Annotated in this window: 18 protein-coding genes; 10 read left to right on the top strand and 8 right to left on the bottom strand. The window is 60.7% G+C overall.

Features of this window, described 5'->3' with window-relative positions:
* Positions 1 to 205: 205 nt before the first annotated feature.
* Positions 206 to 1,222, bottom strand: coding sequence for an AraC family transcriptional regulator (locus tag HNQ83_RS12515; protein ID WP_175389242.1), 1,017 nt, complete (start codon positions 1,220 to 1,222; stop codon positions 206 to 208).
* Positions 1,223 to 1,520: 298 nt separating this feature from the next.
* Here HNQ83_RS12515 and efeU point away from each other — a divergent pair, with 298 nt between their 5' ends.
* The 4 genes from efeU (at position 1,521) to efeO (HNQ83_RS12495) (ending at position 5,849) form a co-directional block, all read left to right on the top strand.
* Positions 1,521 to 2,381 carry an iron uptake transporter permease EfeU gene (gene efeU, locus HNQ83_RS12510; RefSeq protein WP_175389241.1) on the top strand — a complete coding sequence of 287 codons (861 nt, stop codon included), beginning with the start codon at positions 1,521 to 1,523 and terminating at the stop codon, positions 2,379 to 2,381.
* Between the two features lie 107 nt (positions 2,382 to 2,488).
* Positions 2,489 to 3,688, top strand: a complete 1,200-nt coding sequence (gene efeO / locus HNQ83_RS12505; protein WP_175389240.1) for an iron uptake system protein EfeO — start codon at positions 2,489 to 2,491, stop codon at positions 3,686 to 3,688.
* Positions 3,689 to 3,706: 18 nt separating this feature from the next.
* Positions 3,707 to 5,005, top strand: a complete 1,299-nt coding sequence (gene efeB / locus HNQ83_RS12500; RefSeq protein WP_175389239.1) for an iron uptake transporter deferrochelatase/peroxidase subunit — start codon at positions 3,707 to 3,709, stop codon at positions 5,003 to 5,005.
* 19 nt (positions 5,006 to 5,024) lie between these two features.
* Complete coding sequence (efeO, locus tag HNQ83_RS12495; RefSeq protein ID WP_175389238.1) at positions 5,025 to 5,849, top strand: iron uptake system protein EfeO; 825 nt, start codon at positions 5,025 to 5,027, stop codon at positions 5,847 to 5,849.
* A 108-nt stretch (positions 5,850 to 5,957) separates the two neighbouring features.
* Here the strand turns inward: efeO (HNQ83_RS12495) and pssA are convergent, their stop codons facing one another.
* The gene (pssA, locus tag HNQ83_RS12490; RefSeq protein WP_175389237.1) at positions 5,958 to 7,301 is read right to left on the bottom strand and encodes a CDP-diacylglycerol--serine O-phosphatidyltransferase; all 1,344 of its coding nucleotides are present in this window, start codon (positions 7,299 to 7,301) and stop codon (positions 5,958 to 5,960) included.
* A gap of 216 nt (positions 7,302 to 7,517) precedes the next feature.
* Here pssA and HNQ83_RS12485 point away from each other — a divergent pair, with 216 nt between their 5' ends.
* The 3 genes from HNQ83_RS12485 (at position 7,518) to HNQ83_RS12475 (ending at position 9,638) form a co-directional block, all read left to right on the top strand.
* On the top strand, positions 7,518 to 8,081 hold the full coding sequence (locus HNQ83_RS12485) for a TetR/AcrR family transcriptional regulator (RefSeq protein ID WP_175389236.1): 564 nt from the start codon (positions 7,518 to 7,520) through the stop codon (positions 8,079 to 8,081).
* A 54-nt stretch (positions 8,082 to 8,135) separates the two neighbouring features.
* Positions 8,136 to 8,612, top strand: a complete 477-nt coding sequence (locus HNQ83_RS12480; protein ID WP_175389235.1) for a nuclear transport factor 2 family protein — start codon at positions 8,136 to 8,138, stop codon at positions 8,610 to 8,612.
* A 246-nt stretch (positions 8,613 to 8,858) separates the two neighbouring features.
* Positions 8,859 to 9,638 (top strand): TSUP family transporter, encoded by a 780-nt coding sequence (locus HNQ83_RS12475; protein WP_175389234.1) that lies wholly within the window; start codon positions 8,859 to 8,861, stop codon positions 9,636 to 9,638.
* On the opposite strand, the gene nudC is transcribed toward HNQ83_RS12475, so the two are convergent.
* From nudC to HNQ83_RS12460, 3 genes are all read right to left on the bottom strand, one after another.
* Complete coding sequence (nudC, locus tag HNQ83_RS12470) at positions 9,606 to 10,436, bottom strand: NAD(+) diphosphatase (protein ID WP_175389233.1); 831 nt, start codon at positions 10,434 to 10,436, stop codon at positions 9,606 to 9,608. The two genes, HNQ83_RS12475 and nudC, sit on opposite strands and share 33 nt — an antisense overlap.
* 7 nt (positions 10,437 to 10,443) lie before the next feature.
* Entirely contained in the window at positions 10,444 to 11,256 is an 813-nt protein-coding gene (locus tag HNQ83_RS12465; protein ID WP_175389232.1) for a crotonase/enoyl-CoA hydratase family protein, read from the bottom strand.
* A 205-nt stretch (positions 11,257 to 11,461) separates the two neighbouring features.
* Complete coding sequence (locus HNQ83_RS12460; RefSeq protein ID WP_175389231.1) at positions 11,462 to 12,235, bottom strand: class I SAM-dependent methyltransferase; 774 nt, start codon at positions 12,233 to 12,235, stop codon at positions 11,462 to 11,464.
* 147 nt (positions 12,236 to 12,382) lie between these two features.
* Between HNQ83_RS12460 and HNQ83_RS12455 the strand changes: the two genes are divergently transcribed.
* The 3 genes from HNQ83_RS12455 to HNQ83_RS12445 are packed head-to-tail and all read left to right on the top strand — an operon-like array spanning position 12,383 to position 14,226.
* Positions 12,383 to 12,916 carry a tetratricopeptide repeat protein gene (locus HNQ83_RS12455; protein ID WP_175389230.1) on the top strand — a complete coding sequence of 178 codons (534 nt, stop codon included), beginning with the start codon at positions 12,383 to 12,385 and terminating at the stop codon, positions 12,914 to 12,916.
* Positions 12,917 to 12,970: 54 nt separating this feature from the next.
* On the top strand, positions 12,971 to 13,468 hold the full coding sequence (locus tag HNQ83_RS12450) for an RNA polymerase sigma factor (RefSeq protein WP_175389229.1): 498 nt from the start codon (positions 12,971 to 12,973) through the stop codon (positions 13,466 to 13,468).
* Positions 13,465 to 14,226 (top strand): anti-sigma factor, encoded by a 762-nt coding sequence (locus HNQ83_RS12445; protein ID WP_175389228.1) that lies wholly within the window; start codon positions 13,465 to 13,467, stop codon positions 14,224 to 14,226. The genes HNQ83_RS12450 and HNQ83_RS12445 overlap by 4 nt, the downstream gene beginning before the upstream one ends.
* 46 nt (positions 14,227 to 14,272) lie before the next feature.
* Here HNQ83_RS12445 and HNQ83_RS12440 read toward each other — a convergent pair whose 3' ends face one another.
* From HNQ83_RS12440 to HNQ83_RS12430, 3 genes are all read right to left on the bottom strand, one after another.
* Positions 14,273 to 15,823 (bottom strand): trypsin, encoded by a 1,551-nt coding sequence (locus HNQ83_RS12440; RefSeq protein WP_175389227.1) that lies wholly within the window; start codon positions 15,821 to 15,823, stop codon positions 14,273 to 14,275.
* Between the two features lie 157 nt (positions 15,824 to 15,980).
* On the bottom strand, positions 15,981 to 17,279 hold the full coding sequence (locus HNQ83_RS12435; protein WP_175389226.1) for an ATP-binding protein: 1,299 nt from the start codon (positions 17,277 to 17,279) through the stop codon (positions 15,981 to 15,983).
* A gap of 4 nt (positions 17,280 to 17,283) precedes the next feature.
* Positions 17,284 to 17,985 (bottom strand): response regulator transcription factor, encoded by a 702-nt coding sequence (locus HNQ83_RS12430; RefSeq protein ID WP_175389225.1) that lies wholly within the window; start codon positions 17,983 to 17,985, stop codon positions 17,284 to 17,286.
* Positions 17,986 to 18,081: the final 96 nt, after the last annotated feature.

Genomic DNA, 18,081 nt, shown 5'->3' with positions numbered 1-18,081 from the left:
CAACAGAGAAATACTCGCTCCGCGCGGGGTGACGGGCAATGGTCAAAGTTATCAAGTTGCTTGACTGGTTTGGCCAAGGTTTCGAGAGACTTAGCGTCTGTGAGGGCCTCTTCGCGAGCAGGCTCGCTCCCACAATTGAAATGCAGTCCCCTGTGGGAGCGAGCCTGCTCGCGAAGGGGCCGGCTGCTTCAGTACAAAATCCGGATCAGGTCGCTTCGTTGAGGATCAAACTGCGGTAATGCCCCGGATTGGACCCCGACCACTTGCGAAACGCCTTGTAGAACGAACTCGCATCGGCAAATCCCAATCGGGAAGCGATTTCGACGAAGCTGATGCTCGGCTCCCCCAGCCAGACAATCGCCAGCTCCTTGCGCACGCTGTCCTTTAGCCCCTGGTAGGTCTGACCCTCCTCGGCCAGTCGGCGGCGCAGGGTCGACGCCGACATGCACAAGCGTTGCGCCAGGGCTTCGGTTTCCGGCCACTGCTGGGCGGGCAGCTGCCGCAGATCGTGCTTGATCCGGCTGGCCAGGCTCTCTGGATCACGATATTTCACCAGAATGTTCGCTGGCGCATGGGCCAGGAAGCGCTTGAGCTCTTCGGCAGTGCGCTTGATCGGCAGGTCCAGGCAATCGGCGGAGAAAATCATCCGCGTGCGCGGCCGATCGAAACGCAGGTTCTCGGAAAACATCACCTGGTAGTCATCGCAGAAATCCGGCCTTGGGCAACGCAATTCGATGGCCAGGATCGGTATCCGTCGCCCGGCCAGCCAGCACGCAACCCCGTGCACGATCATCCAGTAGGTGAAATAGGTAAAAGCACGGCGCGGCTCGTGGTCATCCTCCGCCAGCACGATTTCCGCCAGGCTTTGCTGGCGAACCAGTTCGGCAGGCATGCGTTCGAGCATCAGCGAAAGGAACTCCAGCCCGCTGGCCAGCCCCGCCGCCAGGCTCGGCTGGACCATGGCACAGCGGCAAAGAAACTCGAGACTGCCGGACTTGAGCTTGCGCGGGTCCATGCCGAAAAACTCATCGTCCCCCCGCCGCGCCAGCAACCGCCAGAGCCGTGCATAGGCAGTGGCCGGTACGCGGGCGACGCTGCTGTGCAGCAAGGCTGGATCGATGCCCACTTTGTCGAGCACCTCTTCGGTGGCGACGCCCGGGGGGCAACTCTGCAACAGCGCTTCACGCACCAGTTGAATGGAGATGGTGTCTTTTTCCGACATTGAGCGAGGTGTGCCCTGATCTTGTTTTGGGTGGTGGGCATAGTAGCTGAAACCTCATCGCAGATGCCGGTGGGCAAGCCAATCCTTGTGGGAGCGAGCCTGCTCGCGAAGAGGGCTCCGAGCTCGATAAAGGGGTGACTGACACTGCGCTTTCGCGAGCAGGCTCGCTCCCACAGGGATTTGGGGGATATTCAGAGTTGTTCAGCTTAGGTTCAGGTAAATGTCAATGATTGCCATTTGGGAATGAGTGTCATTATGTTACAACTTAGCTCCCTATCTATTCGTGACACGGTGCTGAATGCTCGTTCCCTTTCTGATCATGCTGCGCGAAGGCATCGAGGCCGCGTTGATCGTCGGCATCATCGCCAGCTACCTCAAACAGACCGGTCGTGGCCAGTGGATGCCGGCGGTCTGGATCGGCGTATTCCTCGCCGCCGCCCTTGCCCTGCTGGTCGGTGGCGGCCTGGAGTGGGTGAGCGCCGAGTTTCCGCAGAAACAACAGGAACTGTTTGAAGGCGTGGTGGGCCTGGTGGCGGTCGGCATCCTCAGTTCCATGGTGTTCTGGATGCGCAAGGTGGCGCGTTCGATCAAGCATTCGCTGCAGGCGTCCCTCGATCAGGCGCTGACCGGTTCCAGGCATCAGGTGACCGCGCTGATCGCCATGGTGTTTTTCGCCGTGGCCCGGGAAGGCCTGGAAACGGTGTTCTTCCTGCTCGCGGTATTCCAGCAAAGCGAAGGCCCGGCGGCACCGATGGGCGCCCTGCTCGGCCTGATCCTGGCGATCGTCATCGGCTTCCTGATCTACACCGGCAGCATGCGCCTGAACCTCGGCGCGTTTTTCCGCTGGACCGGCCTGTTCATCCTCGTCGTGGCCGCCGGCATCCTCGCCAACTCGGTACAGGCGCTGCATGAGGCCGGCGTGTGGAATCACCTGCAAACCGTACTCTTCGACATCAGCGCGACACTGCCGATGGACGGCCCACTGGGCTCGGTGCTGGCCGGGATGTTCGGTTACCAGGATGCTCCGACCGTCAGCACCCTCGGCGCCTATCTGATTTATCTGCTGGTGGCGTTGGTGATGTTCTTTCTCCCGGCTCCTGCCCCCAACACCACCACTCCCTGTAGGAGCGAGCCTGCTCGCGATGGTCGTCAACGATAACGCGTAGTGCCTGATACCCCGCGGCGTCTGTGGGTTCATCGCGAGCAAGCTCGCTCCTACAGGGTCACGGGCCAGCACATTCCAGTTTCCAGTCAGTAAGGGCAACCATGCCAAATCAAGCCCCAACCCAGGCTTCCCCTCCCCGCGCCTTGCGCTGGGCGGTGGCCGGTTCGGTGATCGTGATGATCGCCGCCGGCGGCCTCTTCTATTACGCCTCGAAAATGGCCGCAGCCAAGCGCCAGGCCAACCATGACGAAGTGCTGGTGACCATTCACCCGCACAGTTGCGAACCCAATGCGCTGACGGTGCCGGCCGGCCGCGCCAGCTTTCGGATCGTCAACCGTTCCGATCGCGCCGTGGAATGGGAAATCCTCGACGGCGTGCTGGTGGTCGAAGAGCGGGAAAACATCGCCCCCGGCCTGAGCCAGGTAATCAACGCCAACCTGTTGCCCGGCGATTACGCGATCACCTGCGGCCTGTTGAGCAACCCGCGCGGCACCCTGCACGTCACCCCGACGGCAGCGTCGGATGCGGCCGCCAGGGCCAAACCCTCAATGGTGGCCTTCGTCGGGCCGTTATCGGAATTTCGCGTGTACCTGAGCAGCCAGGGCACCGCCCTGATCAACGCCGTCAGCGCCCTCGATCACGCCATCGAAACCGGCGACTTGGGCCAGGCACAAGCGTTGTACGTGCCGGCCCGCGTCGCTTACCAGCGGCTGGCCCCGGCGGCGCAACGCCTGGCCGAGCTGGACAACGCCATCAACGCCCGCGCCGATTACTTCGAAAAACGCGAGCAGGACCCGGCCTTCACCGGTTTCCACCGACTCGAATACGCATTGTTCCAGCAACGCAACCTCGACGGTCTGGCACCGGTCGCCCAGCGCCTGCTCGCGGATGCCGCCAGCCTCAAGCAACAGCTGCTGGCCCAGTCGTTGCCGCCGGAGCAACTGGTGAGCAGCGTGGTGCGCAACCTCAACAGCCTCGCCGACGTTCGCGCCAGCAGCGGCGAGGAGGAACGCTACAGCCACACCGACCTGAACGGTTTCGCCGGCAACCTCGACGCCGCGCACAAGGTCGTCGAACTGCTGCGTCCGCTGCTGGCCAAGTCCGCCGCCGACCTGTTGCCGAAGATCGACCACGCCCTCACAGCGTTCGATGCCGAGCTCAAGGGTTTCAAGGTCAACGACGGTTACGCCAGCTACGACAGCGTCAGCACCGAACAACGCCAACAGATCGCCGGCAAGGCCAAGGTGTTGGCCGCTGCACTCGATGGTATCGATCCCGCCCTTGGCCTTTCCGGCCTGTAAGCAGAAGACGAGTTTCAAATGAACGATTCTGAGTCATTCAACCCCCAGCGCCGTCGTGTATTGATGGGCATGGGCGCCGCCGGCGTCGCCTTGGCCGGTTCGGCGCTGAGCTGCCCGGCCATGGCGGCCAGCCCCGCACAGGTCACCGAAGCTCCCAGCAGCGACCGCACCGAAGATCATCACGACTTCCACGGCAAACACCAGAGCGGCATCGTCACCCCGCGCCCGGCGTCGGGCATGTTGGTGGCATTTGATGTCTTGGCCAGTAACCGTGAAGACCTGGAGCGACTGTTTCGCACGCTCAACGAGCGCATCGCGTTTCTGATGAAAGGCGGCCCGGTGCCCCAGGTCGATCCGAAACTGCCGCCGGTGGATTCGGGGATTCTCGGCCCGATCGTCACGCCCGATAACCTGACCATCACCGTCTCGGTGGGTGCCTCTCTGTTCGATGAGCGTTTCAGTCTGGCGGACGTCAAACCCAAGCGCCTGACCCGCATGGTCGGCTTTCCCAATGACGCGCTGGAGGCCGATTGCTGCCACGGCGACCTGAGTCTGCAGTTCTGCGCCAACACCGCCGACACCAACATCCATGCCCTGCGCGACATCGTGAAAAACCTGCCGGACTTGCTGCTGGTGCGCTGGAAACAGGAAGGCAGCGTGCCACCCCAGGCCCCGGCGAAACCCGGCGTACCCGCGCAAAGCGCACGCAACTTCCTCGGTTTTCGCGACGGTTCGGCCAACCCCAATTCCAACGATGGCAACGCCATGGACCGCATCGTCTGGGTCCAGCCCGGCAGCGATGAACCGGCCTGGGCCGCTCATGGCAGCTATCAGGCCGTGCGGATCATCCGTAATTTTGTCGAGCGCTGGGACCGCACGCCCCTGCAGGAACAGGAAAGCATTCTCGGCCGGGTCAAAAGCACCGGCGCACCGATGGGCGGCAGCCATGAAACCGAGGTGCCCGACTACGCCAAGGATCCGCAAGGCAAGTTGACCAAACTCGACGCCCACATCCGCCTGGCCAACCCGCGCACCGCCGCGACCCAGGCCAACTTGATCCTGCGCCGGCCGTTCAACTACTCCAACGGGGTGAACAAGAACGGTCAGCTGGACATGGGCCTGTTGTTCATCTGCTACCAGGCGGATCTGGAAAAAGGCTTCATCACCGTGCAAACGAGGCTCAACGGCGAACCGCTGGAGGAATACCTCAAGCCAGTCGGCGGCGGGTACTTCTTCACCTTGCCCGGTGTCGTCGACGCCCAGGACTTTCTCGGTCGTTCACTGCTCAACGCTACTCAACCAAAAACAACAACCTGATCCACAACGGAGCCCTTCCATGAAAAAGTCGCCACTGGCACTCATGCTGACCCTAGGCTTGCTCAACACCCCGCTTTCGGCTTTCGCGGCGACGGCGCCGCTGGAGTTGGTGCAGCCGATTTCCGACTACAAGATCTACGTCACCGAACAACTGGATGAGCTGGCCAGCCACACCCGGCAGTTCACCGACGCGGTGAAGAAAGGCGACCTGGCCACCGCGAAAAAACTCTACGCGCCGACCCGGGTGTACTACGAGTCGATCGAGCCGATTGCCGAGCTGTTCAGTGACCTGGATGCATCCATCGACTCCCGTGTGGACGACCACGAAAAAGGCGTGAAGGCTGAAGACTTCACCGGCTTCCACCGCATCGAGTACTCGCTGTTCTCGGAAAACAGCACCAAAGGACTCGGTGAACTGGCGGACGGCCTGGACAAAGACGTCCAGGACCTGCAAACCCGCGTCGCCGGCCTGACCTTCCCGCCGGAAAAAGTCGTCGGCGGTGCCGCGGCCCTGCTGGAAGAAGTGGCTGCGACCAAGATCTCCGGCGAAGAGGATCGCTACAGCCACACCGACCTCTACGACTTCCAGGGCAACATCGACGGCGCGAAGAAAATCGTCGACCTGTTCCGTCCGCAAATCGAGAAACAGGACGCGGCGTTCGTCGCCAAAGTGGACAAGAACTTTGCCACGGTGAACACGATTCTGGCCAAGTACAAGACACCGGGCGGCGGTTTCGAGACCTATGACAAAGTGAAGGAAAACGACCGCAAGGCGCTGGTCGGGCCGGTCAATACGCTGGCTGAGGACTTGTCGACCTTGCGTGGGAAGCTGGGTTTGAACTGAGTTTTTGTAGCGCTTTGGCGGGCCTCTTCGCGAGCAGGCTCGCTCCCACAAGGGTGATGTGCCGAGCACAAATCCACTGTGGGAGCGAGCCTGCTCGCGAATGCTTTCTTACAAAATGCGGTAGAGCAACCGCTCGATCCGCACCCGACTCACACGCTTGAGAAACTTCGCCACACCCGCAGGGTACTCCGGCAATGTTTCCAGATCCTGATACCGCTCTATGCGCGTCGTGTGCTGGAAGATCTCTTTCAGTTCCCTGCGACGCGGCTCGAGCAGTTCGCCTTTCGGATCGTCGATCAGCAAGGCGTTTTCCAGATCGAGGCGGAACGCCCGCGGATTGAGGTTGTTGCCGGTCAGCAAGGTGTAGCGCTTGTCGATCCACATGCCCTTGAGGTGGTAGGTGTGATCGCCGTCCTTCCACAGGTGCAGGTTCAACTGGCCGCTGTCGATGTTGCGCTGATGGCGCTTGGCGAAGCGGCGCAGGCTGATTTCGTAGAGATATGGCAGCGCCGAAATGACCTTGAACGGTTCGCTCGGCGGGATGTAGAAGTCGTTGGCGGTCTTGTCGCCGACCACGATGTCGATCTTCACGCCTCGGGCGAGTGCCCGGTTGACTTCGCGGATAATCGCCAGCGGCAGGTTGAAGTACGGCGTGCAGATAGTCAGTTGCTGCTGGGTGCTGGCGATCAGCTCGCAAATCGCCCGGTTCAGCGGGTTGTTTTTGCCCACGCCGAGCAATGGGCAGACCGACAGGCCGCCCCTGTCCGTGGTGCCTTGCGTGGTGTCGTAGGCGGCATGCTTGAGGCGACTGCGCAGGTCGCCGATGTCGTTGCGCAGGCTGCGGGTGGTCGGCAGGTTCGGCAGATCCAGGCGATGCACTGCTTTGGAAGCCACCAGGCCATGCTGGACCAGGTGCTGCATGGAATCGGCCAGGTCACGGTTGTGCAGCAGGTGATAGCGGTCGTAGCGGTATTTGTCGAACTTGTGCAGATACACATTGTTCAGGCTGGCACCGCTGTAGATCACGCAGTCATCGATCACGAAGCCCTTCAGGTGCAGCACCCCGAACAATTCGCGGGTCTGCACCGGGACGCCGTACACCGGCACCACGCTTTCATGGGTGCGGGTCATTTCCTGATACCAGGCGGCGTTGCCCGGTTGCTTGCCGGCACCGATCAGGCCGCGCTGGGCACGCAGCCAGTCAACGACCACCACCACGTCCAGTTGCGGACGCGCCAGTTTGGCGGCGTGCAAGGCATCGAGAATTTCCTGGCCGGCCTCATCCTGTTGCAGGTACAGGGCGACGATATAGATGCGCTGGGTGGCGCTGGCGATTTTCTCCAGCAGGCAACGACGGAACTCGGCAGCGCCAGAGAGGATGGTGACGGCTTCGGCGGTCAGCGGAAAACTGCGCAGTTTGGGCAGCAGGGAACGTTTGAAAAGCAACGGCATAGGGCTCGCAATCGGGTCGAATCCAGAGAGTTTGAGAGCTTACACCATGGATGGGCTTCGGTCTTGTCAGCGTCTGTAATGGCCTCTTCGCGAGCAGGCTCGCTCCCACATTTGACATGCATTCCCTCTGTGGGAGCGAGCCTGCTCGCGAAGGCCATTTCACTGACAAAAAATATTTTCTTGACCAAGGAGAACGATCGTTCTACTGTTAGCCACATGAACGACATTACTAGCAACGACACACGCGACATCATTCTGGATGTCACCGAAAAGTTGATCTACAAAAGTGGCATCGCTGCCACCGGCATGGATCTTCTGGTGAAAACCGCCGGCGTCTCCAGAAAAAGCATCTACCGCTACTTCGCCAACAAGGAGGAGCTCACCGTCGCGGCCTTGCAACGCCGGGACCAACGCTGGATGCACTGGTACAGAAGCGCAGTCGACCAGGCCGAAACCCCGGCCGATCGCCTGCTCAACCTGTTCACCGTGCTCAAGTCCTGGTTCGTTTCCGAAGGCTTTCGCGGCTGTGCGTTCATCAACACCAGCGGCGAAACCGGCGACCCGCAAGATCCGGTTCGCCTGGTTGCCAAAGAGCATAAACAGAAACTGCTCGACTACGTGTGCGAGCTGTGTACCGAACATGGCGCCGAGGATCCGCAACTGCTGGCCAAACAGCTGCTGATCCTGATTGACGGCGCCATAACCGTGGCGCTTGTAATGGGTGATCACAGTGCCGCCGATAATGCGCAATGCATGGCGCGAAAGTTATTGGACCTGTAATAACTTAATCAAGCCCTTCAACTAGCTTGAACTTTAATTTTACGGAGACTTGAAATGTCTAACGCCGAAGTTCGTCCGCCATTGCCGCCCTTCACCCGTGAATCGGCTATCGAAAAAGTCCGCCTGGCCGAAGACGGCTGGAACTCCCGCGATCCGGAACGCGTATCGCTGGCCTACACCCTGGACACCAAATGGCGTAACCGCGCCGAGTTCGCCTACAACCGTGAAGAAGCCAAGGGCTTCCTGACCCGTAAATGGGCCAAGGAACTGGACTATCGACTGATCAAGGAACTGTGGGCCTTTACCGATAACCGCATCGCGGTGCGCTATGCCTATGAATGGCACGACGATTCGGGCAACTGGTTCCGTTCCTATGGCAACGAAAACTGGGAGTTCGACGAGAACGGCTTGATGGCCAACCGGTTTGCCTGCATCAACGACATGCCGATCAAGGAAAGCGACCGCAAGTTCCACTGGCCGCTGGGGCGTCGTCCGGATGATCATCCGGGGCTGTCGGACCTGGGCCTGTAATTTCACACTGTCCAACCTGTGGGAGCGAGCCTGCTCGCGAAGGGGCCGTCAGATTCAACATCCATGTTGACTGATGCACCGCTTTCGCGAGCAGGCTCGCTCCCACAGGGGGGAAGTGCGTTAACCAATGTGGGAGCGAGCCTGCTCGCGAAGAGGCCACACAGGTCGCCGCAGATCGTGGATATCGGTAAGATACCTGCCCTTCCCCGCAGCCCCTTGCTGCACCCTGCCGATTAAGCCGATTCCATGCCTTTCGAACTCAGCGTTGACCTCACCACCCTGGCCATTCTGGCCCTTGTCGCTTTCATTGCCGGTTTCATCGATGCCATTGCCGGCGGTGGTGGCCTGTTGACCACCCCGGCGTTGCTCACGGCGGGTCTTCCGCCCCATCTGGTGCTGGGCACCAACAAACTCAGTTCGACCTTCGGCTCGGCGACCGCCAGCTTCACCTTCTACCGTCGCAAGCTGTTCCACCCCAAACAGTGGATGCACGCCATCGTCGGCACCCTGGTCGGCGCGCTGACCGGTGCGGTGGTCGCGCATTACCTGCCGGCCGAATGGCTGAACAAGATGCTGCCGGTGATCGTCTTCGCCTGCGGACTTTACCTGCTGTTTGGCGGTACACCGAAAGCGCCGCTGGACAGCGATGCGCCGATCAAGAAGAAGTGGCAATCGAGCCAGGGCTTCAGCCTCGGTTTCTACGATGGCGTGGCCGGTCCCGGCACCGGAGCGTTCTGGACCGTCAGCAGCCTGCTGCTCTACCCCATTGATCTGGTCAAGGCCAGCGGCGTGGCGCGCAGCATGAACTTCGTCAGCAACATCGCGGCGCTGTCGGTATTCATATTTTCAGGGCAAGTGGACTGGATCATCGGCCTGTGCATGGGCCTGTCGGTGATGGTCGGGGCGTTCTTCGGCGCTCGCACCGCCATCAGTGGCGGCGCGAAGTTCATCCGTCCGGTGTTCATCACCGTGGTGCTGGGGCTGACCGTGCGGCTAGCCTGGCAACACTGGTTCAGCGTGGCCTAAACGCCGCGCCACATAGATGTCGATCAGGTAACGGGCAATCGAGCGCGACGCCGGCAACGGCGGCAGCGCGTGGACGTTGAACCACTGGGCGTCTTCGATCTCGTCTTCCTGGCAGACGATCTCGCCACCGGCGTATTCGGCATGGAAGCCGAGCATCATCGAATGCGGGAACGGCCAGCACTGGCTGCCCATGTATTGGATGTTCTTCACCTCGATCCGCACTTCTTCACGCACCTCGCGAATCAGGCAATCCTCGGCCGATTCGCCAGGTTCGGCAAACCCCGCCAACGTGCTGTAGACCCCGGTGACGAAACGCGGCGAGCGTGCCAGCAGCACTTCATCGCCACGGGTCACCAGCACGATCATGCTCGGCGAAATGCGCGGATAACTGCGCAAATCGCACGGCTGGCAGTACATCGCCCGCTCCCGCGGCACCTGGATCATCGCCTGGCCGCAGTTACCGCAAAAGCGGTGCTCACGGGCCCAGGTACCGATCTGCGCGGCATAACCCAGGACCTTGTAGAGCGTGTGATCGCCTTCGAGCATGAACGCCCGCAAGCCTTTCCAGTTGCAGCCCGGCACTTCGCCGGGATTGCGCAACTCCAGCAGGTACACCGGCTCGCCGTCGAGGTGACCGATGCCATGCTCGGCGAGCACCGACAGTTCCTGGCGCTTGAGCCATTCACGGGGGAACAGCGCGCCATTGTCATCGAACAGAAAGCCTTCGGGGCTGCGTGCCACGGCCCAGCCGCCAGGTTGATCGGTGTCCAGAACTGCAGTGGTCCAGCGTGAAGTCATTTTTCAATCAATCCAGAAATTCGGGTTTCTGTTTGCTCATATGGGCGGCCATGGCCACGCGCAAATCGGTGGATTGCAGCATGGCGGCGTTCCAGGTGGCAACGTATTCCAGGCCGTCGTCGATGCGATGATCGCGCATGTAGCTGATCATTTCCTTGGTGCCGGTGACGGCGATCGGTGACTTGCTCGCGATCTCGCGGGCAATGCCCATGACGCCATCGAGCAGGCTGGCGGTGTCGCTGTAGACGCGATTGACCAGGCCCATGCCACGGGCTTCTTCGGCGCCAAAGGTGCGACCAGTGTAAGCCAGTTCACGCAGCATGCCGTCACCAATGATTCGCGGCAAGCGTTGCAGCGTGCCAACGTCGGCGGCCATGCCGATGTCGATTTCCTTGATCGAGAACTGCGCATCTTCGGCCGCGTAGCGCATGTCGCACGCAGCGATCAGGTCGATGGCACCGCCCAGGCAATACCCCTGAATGGCCGCCAGCACCGGTTTGCGGCAGTTGTCGACGGCGTTGAAGGAGGCTTGCAGGTTGAGGATCTTGCGGCGCAGCAGACGCGCATTGCGTCCGACGTCCTTGCCCAGCTCATTGGCTACGTTGGCCAGCATCATCAGGTCGATGCCCGAGGAGAAATGCTTGCCGGCACCGCTGAGCACCACCACGCGCACTTCGTCGGTGTCGTCGATCCACTGGAAAATCTCGACGATTTCGCTCCAGAACGCGGCGTTCATCGAGTTGATTTTCTCCGGGCGATTGATCTGCACATGAGCGATTTTATCGACCAGTTCGACGCTGAACGCGGTGTATTGAGACATGCCGGTGATCCTTTTAGCGGGCAAAAAAGAGGCCCGACTATAACAAGGCAGGATGGGTTGCAGTAAGGCCGTGGTTCGGCCAAATGCGGGACTGCTCTTAGACATCGGGTGTCTGGGCTGGCCCCTTCGCGAGCAGGCTCGCTCCCACATTTGAAATGCAATCCCCTGTGGGAGCGAGCCTGCTCGCGAAGGCCGCGCCGTCGATTCAACTGGCCTTCACCGCCACAAACACCGCCGTCTCATAAGGCACGGTCACCACTTCCCGCCCCCTCAACTCTGGCTCGCCCGCAATCATCGCCCGGATCTGCTCATCAACCTTCGCCCGCTCAACCTCCGGCAGCGCCGCAATGAAACTGGTCGAGCGCGCCCGATTGAAGATCACATCTTCCGGCGAGCCGGTGTGGCCATGGCTGAAGCGCTGCCCCTGTAACGGCCCGAACGCCGGGTGCGGGAAGGCCGTGCGCCAGGCACCGGTGTAATAACGCGGCGTATCGCCTTCATGCGCGTTGACGATCGCATCCAGTTTTGGCACCCAACCGACGCGGGTGTCACGCAGGTTCCACACCAGCCCCAACCGGCCGCCGGGCTTGAGCACACGGGCGATTTCGTCGAGGGCGTCCTTGCTCGCGAACCAGTGGAACGCCTGGGCGCAGACCACCACGTCCACCGATTCGTCCGGAAGCGGCAGGTCCGTCGCGGTGCCGTTTACGGCCAACACGTCGGGAAACGCCGTGGAGAGTTTTTCCAGCATCTGCGCCACGGGCTCCACGGCGATCACCTGCGCGCCGGTTGCCACCAGACGCCCCGTGAATTTGCCGGTACCGGCTCCCAGGTCGACCACGGCGGCCTGCGCGTTCAGCCCAAGGGTGCCCGTCAACCAATCGGCCACCTGCGGCGGGTAATCCGGGCGACCGCGTACGTAAGTATCGGCGCCCGTCTTGTAACCCGCGGCCGCGGCGTGGTGAACCTGATCGTTCATGGCGGATCTCCAGTTCAATGATGGATGACAACGAGCATAACCCGTCGATTTGAGCTTTCCTTAAGCAGAACGCCGCAAAAAAATGAATAATTGTTCACACTGTGGTGTTCATAGATTGCTGGCCGCCGACTTCCGTGGAGCATGCCCATGAATAGCCGTTTTTCGATTTTCACCGCACCGCTGATATTCGCTGTCGTGTTGGCCGGCTCACAGGCATGGGCCAACGGCGAGGAAGAGACGCCCGCCAAACCCCAGTGCCCCAGAGGACAGGTCTTCGACAAGAAGGCCCGCAAATGCGTGGTGCAGACCAGCAAGTTGGTGCCGGACGCCGACCGCACCGATTACGCGTATCAACTGGCCAAGCACGGGCGCTACGAAGAGGCCTTGGCGCTGCTCGATACGCTCAAAGACCCCAATACCGCCAAAGCCTTGAACTATCGTGGCTACGCGACGCGTAAACTGGGGCGTACCGACGAAGGCATCAGTTATTACCTGCAATCGGTCAAACTCGATCCACACTACGCCAAGGTCCGCGAATACCTGGGCGAAGCCTATGTGATCAAGGGTCGGCTGGATCTCGCCCAGGAGCAGTTGCAACAGATCAAATCGATTTGCGGCGGCACCGCCTGCGAGGAATACCAGGACCTGGCTGAAGCCATCAACGACTCATCGAAAACCTGATACCCCGAAATAACGGAGGCCGTTATCGCCAGCGATCAGGCAATACGGGCAGAATTGGGTCAGCACCTGGCGCGTTTGTGGCGTTACGGGCTGCTGTTGTCCAGGCAAAGACATGTCGCCGAAGACCTGGTGCAAGCCACCTGTGTGCGGGCACTGGAACGGGCCGGGCAATTCGAGTCGGGGACGCGCATGGACCGCTGGCTGATGAGCATTCTGCATTCGGTCTGGCTCAACGAAGTGCGCGCCCGGCGGGTGCGTCAAGGTCAAGGCACGATAGAGGGCGAAGAAGTGTTGTCGTTCGACGGTGAGTACGCAGCGCAAACCCATGTCCTGGCGGCACAAGTCATCCGCCGTGTCGATGCGTTGCCCGAAGCCCAGCGCGAAACGGTATTTCTGGCCTACGTCGAGGGATTGTCCTACCGCGAAGTGGCCGAGGTGCTGCAAGTCCCCATCGGCACCGTGATGAGCCGCCTGGCCGCCGCCCGGGGCAAACTCGCCGAATACCCGCCCCTGCATTGCGTGCCGAATCCCTCCAGCGGAGAACGTCGATGAACGCGCGAATCCCGGATGAGCAACTGGTGGCTTATCTGGACGACCAACTCGACAGCGAACAGCGCCAGCGTATCGACGACGCCATCGCCGAAGACCCGATGCTGGGCCTGCGCCTGCAATGGTTGAACCGCAGCAGCCTGCCGTTCAAGGCGGCCTATGACGAACTGGGACGCCAGGCGCCGGTGATTCGCCTGCAAGCCATGCTCGACACCCTGCCCTCGCCAGCCCGGCCTGCACTCAATCGCCGCTGGTTCCTCGCGGCGGCCGCGGGGTTGGTATTCAGCGGCGTGCTGGCGGACCGTTTGTTCCTCGGCTGGCAAACCAGCCAGCAGAAAAGCAACTGGCGCCAATTGGTGGCGGACTACATGGTGCTTTACGTGCCGGAAACCCTCGACCACCTGCCCAGCGACGAAGCCACCCAACGCTCGCAACTGCGCACCATCGATGCGCGCCTGGGCCTGAACCTCGCGCCCGCGCAGTTGGCCTTGCCCCGTGCCGAACTCAAACGCGCACAAATCCTCGAGTACGACGGCGTGCCGATCGCCCAGATCAGCTACCTCGATCTCGTTCATGGCCCGATGGCGCTTTGCGTCACGCGCTCCAACGGTGGCAACCGGCATTTCGCCCGGGAACGCCGACACGAGATGAACATTGTCTATTGGGCCGACCTGGAGCATGCGTGGATGTTGATCGGGCGTAATCCGATGGCGAATCTGGAAGAAATGGCCAAAGCGCTGCGCACCCGGCTGAACACCTGATGATCAGGCTGACGCCTGCCTTCCGTGGCGGCAGCCAGACTCACCTTTAAATGTCTTTGCTGACGATGGGCCCCGGATTGCCCGCCTCGTCTTCTCCAAACGCGCAGACACGCCACTGCCTATCCTTTGATAAATAGAAGCTAACGTCGTATGCCTGGTATCCGTCCATATTTGCGCATTCTGTCGTGGACTGCGGACCGTATTTGATGTTGGCGCGCGCGTTTTCATTCGCTGTGAGCTGCAATAACACCCCCCACCTATCGCCATTTTCCTGCACTGCGATCTCGGGTACATGGACAGGGGGAGTGTTATCAATTTCACGCAATTTAACCGTGGCATATGGCATGGGTTGCGAAGCAGTTTCATCAGGTTTGATACCAATCACGCACATGGACCTGACCCCCTCCTCCGGACCGACGGGAAGTTCGATAAGCGGCTGGTCTGCCGCTCTCAAGGGCGCACCATATCCTTTGGCCAGTTCACATCGAGTTGAGTAGGCGGGACCAGTTTTGTAGCGAATGAACTCAAAACCATCGTTAATCTTCAAGTTCCATTTGGCAGGTTGCACATTGCCGTCTTCACCCTTGATTTGAGCTTGGGTGGACCACGACCCCGTTCGCTCCAGGGCTACCCCGGTACCAGGATCCAGTTTGCTCAGATCAAGGGTATTGTCACTTTCAAGCGCCTTGAGGATGGAGCCAACCGAAACAAAATAAACCGCTTCCGGACGACTGATGACGCCGTTTGCGTTGACTTCACAAGGGCGTCCCCATCCACAGCCATTGAAGTTGGGCGTTACGGCCGTGGACAATACGCCGATCACGCGGGTGCCGTCCTTCGCGAAGACTGGGGCCCCTGAAGATCCCCCGTACACTCCGATGCAATCGGTAGGTATGGCTTGCGGAAAAAACCAGGGTGTATCTTCACGAATGGGTTGAAACCCTTCGAAAACGGCTTGAGGCGACAGGGCCTGGCAGATCGAATGACGAAGGAAAAACCCTCCGGGGAATAAGCCCATTGGTATGTGTACCGCTTCGTTCGTGCTATCCGTAGTCTTCAACTCCTCCAATAACAGCGGTTTTATTCCTAGCGACTTCATAAAGCCATAAGTCACCCCAAGTTCCATGACCGCAACATCAGTCGATTTCATCGTGGAATACACAATCCGTTCGATCGGCACCTGCACGTGCTCATCTTTGTTGTCATGAAAATATTTGGCGGTGAACTTCCAACCTTCGCCCATGGGTTGATCGATAACAACCTCATTGTCACCCGTCATTCTCGCGCAATGTCCGGCAGACAAAATTCTTGCACGTTGGTTGTCGTTCGGGGTTTCGCTGCTGGCAAACAGCGTGGCGGTGCAATTCCACCCCTCGCCTTTGGTCCCGTGCAATCTGCCCACCGCAAAAAACCGTTCCGATCCGGGGGCGCTGACTGAGAGTAAGGGTGCAATCCCGGCGTTGGCTGATGCTTTTGGATTGGAGACCGGCACCGGCATGCTATCGACCCGATTGGCACAGGCCCCAAGGCTTGAAAGGAAAATCGCTATCACAGAACACTGCAAAGCGATCGTCGCGAACCGGGCGTTGATGTCCATCGGTACACTCCCTGTCGATCAGTGTTCTTTGGTTGAATGACCAAACACTGTGGGTGTAGTGAACCACTGGCAAACAACTCGGACTACTGTCAGAAGTAACAGGTCAGTGCACTTTTCCGGTATGAATCAATACCGTCGGTCGAATCAAAAGTTACCTTTACAACTTTGTAGCCAACCACAACCGGAACCGCGCCCCGCCCAACGGTGACGCTTCGACCGTGAGCGTCCCCCCCTGAGCCTCCAGCGCCCGGCGACTGATCGCCAGCCCCAGACCGAAGCCGCCCGTGGCACGATCGCGGCTGCGGTCCAGGCGGTAGAATGGCTCGAAAATCCGCTCCCGCTCGTCATCCGGTATGCCGATGCCGTCATCGTCGACCCAGATTTCACACCCTTTGGGGCACACCTTCACGCCGATCTGAATGCGCTTTTCGCAGTAACGCATGGCGTTGCGCAGCAGGTTCTGCAAGGCGCGGGCGGTCAGGCGCGGGTCGAGGGTGAAACGTTCGAGCTGGCCGTGCAGCAGCACGTCGATGACGATGTCCGGTGATTGTTCTTCATCGACGCTGCCCAGAATGCTGTCGATGAATTCGTCCAGCGACACCTCGACCTGTTCTGGCACCCGCGCCGGGTTTTGCAGGCGGCTGTAGGACAGCAGTTCCAGCACCAGTTCATCGAGTTCGCGAATGTGATCCACCAGGCCTTGCAGGCGTTCGCGACTGGCGGCTGGCAAGTCGTCGGACAGGGCAAGGGCCAGGCCGAAATCCAGGCGCGTCAGCGGTGTGCGCAGTTCGTGGGACACGGCATTGAGCAGATCGCGCTGCTGGTTCAACAGGTTCTCGATATCGCCGGCCATGGTGTCGAACACGTTGGCCAGGCTGCCGATGTTGGAGCTGGGGGCAATCTGCGTGCGTTCGCTCAAGTGGCCCTTGCCGAAGCGCTCGGCGGTGCCTTTAAGTCGTTCCAGGTCGCGCCAGTGCGGGCGCAACCACAGCAACAGGCACGCGAGCATGGTCGCGCCGATCAGCACGTTGATGCTCCAGTACAGCAGGCTGACGTCCATCGGGTCCGGCGGCACCACCATTTGCACCACCGCGTGCTCGTTCAGCGGCGCCACCGCCAGGGTGCGCCAGCCCCAGTCACCGATGCGCACGACGTTCTCGCCACGCTGCAATCGCTGCTGTTCATCAAGGGAAAACGCATGATCGTCGTTGGCGCTGAGCACGATGTGCAGCGGATGGAAATCCTTGTCCATTTCCGCCGCCAGCGCCGGCCACTGTTCGGTGGGGACGGCCTTGAACTGTTTGACGATCAGGGTTTGCAGTCCCCGGGAGTAATCGAGGTTGTAGGTCAGGAAACGCTCGTGGAAAACCTTGATCACCAGGTCCGGCACCAGGTAGATCGCTGCGCTGTACGAAATGATCGTCACCAGGTACAGGCGAAACAGGAGTCTGAACATGGCCTCAGTATTCCCACTCGGAACGGCTGAACAGATAGCCCTTGCCCCACACGGTCTTGATCTTGCGCGCCTCGCCGGCGTTGTCGTCGAACTTGCGCCGCAGCTTGGAGATCGCCACGTCCACCGAGCGATCGGTGCCATTGAACTCGATGCCGCGCAGGCGCTGCAGGATCTGGTCGCGGCTCAGCACTTCGCCGGCATGCCGGGCCAGCACTACCAACAGGTTGTACTCGCCACTGGACAGCTCCACCGGTTGATCGCGCCAGGTCACGGTGCGCTCGGACAGGTCGATGCACAGGTTGCCCATGAGGATGCGGTCGTTGGCGGTCTGCGGTTCGCTGAGGCTGCTGCGGCGCAGCAAGGTGCGCACCCGGGCCAGCAGCACCCGGGGTTCGCAGGGTTTGGTGACGTAGTCGTCGGCGCCCATTTCCAGGCCCAGCACCTGGTCATGGCTGTCGTCACGGGCGGTGAGCATCAGGATCGGCAGCGTCGCCGAATCGGCGCGCAGCAGGCGACAAACCTGCAAGCCGTCGAGGCCGGGCAGCATCAGGTCGAGGATCACCAGGTCCGGCGGACTGACCCGGGCCCGTTCGCGCACCTGGTCGCCACGACCGATCACGCTGACGGAGTAGCCGTTGCGTTCCAGGTAACTGGCGATCAGTTCGGCTAGGGCGGTGTCGTCTTCGACCAGGAAGATGTTGGGCATGGGGTGTTTCCAGAAAGTGCAGTGGCGCCAGATAGACCGCTTTCGCGAGCAGGCTCGCTCCCACAGTTGAAATGCATTCCCCTGTGGGAGCGAGCC

It is taken from the genome of Pseudomonas sp. C2B4 (genome assembly GCF_013359695.1).
In the GTDB taxonomy this organism is placed as follows: Bacteria; Pseudomonadota; Gammaproteobacteria; order Pseudomonadales; family Pseudomonadaceae; genus Aquipseudomonas.
The sequence above is the reverse complement of the archived record's forward strand: the minus strand, read 5'-3'. Positions and strand labels throughout refer to the sequence as shown.

What these genes read in the sequence shown, in the direction of transcription:
- HNQ83_RS12515 (WP_175389242.1), bottom strand. Translation starts at nt 1,222, where the DNA reads ATGTCGGAAAAAGACACCATCTCCATTCAACTGGTGCGTGAAGCGCTG.
- efeU (WP_175389241.1), top strand. Translation starts at nt 1,521, where the DNA reads ATGCTCGTTCCCTTTCTGATCATGCTGCGCGAAGGCATCGAGGCCGCG.
- efeO (WP_175389240.1), top strand. Translation starts at nt 2,489, where the DNA reads ATGCCAAATCAAGCCCCAACCCAGGCTTCCCCTCCCCGCGCCTTGCGC.
- efeB (WP_175389239.1), top strand. Translation starts at nt 3,707, where the DNA reads ATGAACGATTCTGAGTCATTCAACCCCCAGCGCCGTCGTGTATTGATG.
- efeO (WP_175389238.1), top strand. Translation starts at nt 5,025, where the DNA reads ATGAAAAAGTCGCCACTGGCACTCATGCTGACCCTAGGCTTGCTCAAC.
- pssA (WP_175389237.1), bottom strand. Translation starts at nt 7,301, where the DNA reads ATGCCGTTGCTTTTCAAACGTTCCCTGCTGCCCAAACTGCGCAGTTTT.
- HNQ83_RS12485 (WP_175389236.1), top strand. Translation starts at nt 7,518, where the DNA reads ATGAACGACATTACTAGCAACGACACACGCGACATCATTCTGGATGTC.
- HNQ83_RS12480 (WP_175389235.1), top strand. Translation starts at nt 8,136, where the DNA reads ATGTCTAACGCCGAAGTTCGTCCGCCATTGCCGCCCTTCACCCGTGAA.
- HNQ83_RS12475 (WP_175389234.1), top strand. Translation starts at nt 8,859, where the DNA reads ATGCCTTTCGAACTCAGCGTTGACCTCACCACCCTGGCCATTCTGGCC.
- nudC (WP_175389233.1), bottom strand. Translation starts at nt 10,436, where the DNA reads ATGACTTCACGCTGGACCACTGCAGTTCTGGACACCGATCAACCTGGC.
- HNQ83_RS12465 (WP_175389232.1), bottom strand. Translation starts at nt 11,256, where the DNA reads ATGTCTCAATACACCGCGTTCAGCGTCGAACTGGTCGATAAAATCGCT.
- HNQ83_RS12460 (WP_175389231.1), bottom strand. Translation starts at nt 12,235, where the DNA reads ATGAACGATCAGGTTCACCACGCCGCGGCCGCGGGTTACAAGACGGGC.
- HNQ83_RS12455 (WP_175389230.1), top strand. Translation starts at nt 12,383, where the DNA reads ATGAATAGCCGTTTTTCGATTTTCACCGCACCGCTGATATTCGCTGTC.
- HNQ83_RS12445 (WP_175389228.1), top strand. Translation starts at nt 13,465, where the DNA reads ATGAACGCGCGAATCCCGGATGAGCAACTGGTGGCTTATCTGGACGAC.
- HNQ83_RS12440 (WP_175389227.1), bottom strand. Translation starts at nt 15,823, where the DNA reads ATGGACATCAACGCCCGGTTCGCGACGATCGCTTTGCAGTGTTCTGTG.
- HNQ83_RS12435 (WP_175389226.1), bottom strand. Translation starts at nt 17,279, where the DNA reads ATGTTCAGACTCCTGTTTCGCCTGTACCTGGTGACGATCATTTCGTAC.
- HNQ83_RS12430 (WP_175389225.1), bottom strand. Translation starts at nt 17,985, where the DNA reads ATGCCCAACATCTTCCTGGTCGAAGACGACACCGCCCTAGCCGAACTG.